The following is a 1,410-nucleotide window of genomic DNA, read 5'->3' on the forward strand; positions in this document are numbered from 1 at the left end:
CGAAACACCTGTTGCAGTTGAAAAAACAATTATGGTTGATATCGATAAAGATCCATTTTACGATTCAAAAACTAAAGTAAATTACTTTAAATATAAAGGTAAACAATATGGTTTTTTAATTGATCAAAAAGATTTATTAATTACCCGCAAAGTTAATAACGAAGACGTTACTTCAGCCAGAGCTTATAGATCGATTAATAACGATTTTTATGTAGTACAAGGTGATGAGTTTAACGGAGTAGGATACTTTAATAAATACGGTGATTTTATTATTGAGTATAGAAATAAAGAAACTAACAAGCTTGAATATGCAATTTTCGAAACAGTTAAAATGTAATATTTAAGAAATCGATAAACAAAAAGAGGTGAATTAATTCATCTCTTTTTTTATACAATTCCTTTTAATTTTTTGAAATGAGCAAACATCAAAATTGATAGAGCAAAACAACACTGTATACATAAATTAATTTTGTAATAAACTTATTATTAACCTAAAAAACATATAAAATAATGAATTATTTAAATATGCAGAGCGAAAACATATTACCTGTAGCAAAAGAGTTAAATCAATTGTTAGCAGATTACCATGTATATTATCAAAAACTAAGAAACTTTCACTGGAATATTGTCGGGAAAAATTTCTTTGAGTTACATGAAAAATTTGAAGAAATGTACGTTGACGCAAGAAGTAAGATTGATGAAATTGCAGAACGTATTTTAACCTTACAATATCACCCAATAAGTAGATACAGCAGGTATTTAAAAATAGCTACAATATCAGAAGAAAGTCCTTTTCAAACAGATTCTGACATGGTATATATTTTATTAGATGATCATAAAACATTATTAACTCAAATGTCTACCGTAATTAAAAAAGCAGAAGAAGCTGGTGATGAAGGTACAATCGATTTAATAGGTGGTTATATCGCTTCTTTAGAAAAAACTAGCTGGATGTTAAGCGCATGGACAAAAAGCACCGTAGAACAGTTAAAAGAAGACTTTGTAATGTAATTTATGTAAATCTAATTTCTAGCAATACTAAGTAATAACATTAAAAACAATAAATGAACTTTAATAACACTATAAATAAAATCAAAACAGCAACTGAAGAGTATTGGAATGAGTTTGTGTCTCAAATACCCGGTATTATAATCGCAATAATTATAATTGCTTTAGGTATTTTGTTAGCAAATTTTATTTCATCGCTTTTTAGAAAAACGATATCTAAAAAAACTCATGATCCTTTAATGACAAATTTTTTAAGTAAAACTATTAAAATAGGGTTAATTACTCTGGTTTTAATGTTGGGGTTAAAAATAGCAGGATTAGGTAGTATAGCAACCGGTTTATTAACAGCAGCAGGTGCATCAGCTGTTATTTTAGGTTTTGCTTTTAAAGATGTTGGAGAAA

3 protein-coding genes are annotated in these 1,410 nt (G+C 27.4%); all 3 read left to right on the top strand.

Annotated elements, in window-relative coordinates; all coding sequences use genetic code 11:
• The coding region (locus tag OU788_RS12270; protein ID WP_274635430.1) for a hypothetical protein at nt 1-337 on the top strand (337 nt) is incomplete at its 5' end.
• 173 nt (nt 338-510) lie between these two features.
• Nucleotides 511-1,011 (top strand): Dps family protein, encoded by a 501-nt coding sequence (locus tag OU788_RS12275; protein ID WP_274635431.1) that lies wholly within the window; start codon nt 511-513, stop codon nt 1,009-1,011.
• 53 nt (nt 1,012-1,064) lie between these two features.
• On the top strand, nt 1,065-1,410 hold a 346-nt coding region (locus tag OU788_RS12280), incomplete at its 3' end, for a mechanosensitive ion channel family protein (protein WP_446751495.1).

It is taken from the genome of Tenacibaculum sp. L6, from assembly GCF_028823685.1.
Lineage (GTDB): Bacteria > Bacteroidota > Bacteroidia > Flavobacteriales > Flavobacteriaceae > Polaribacter.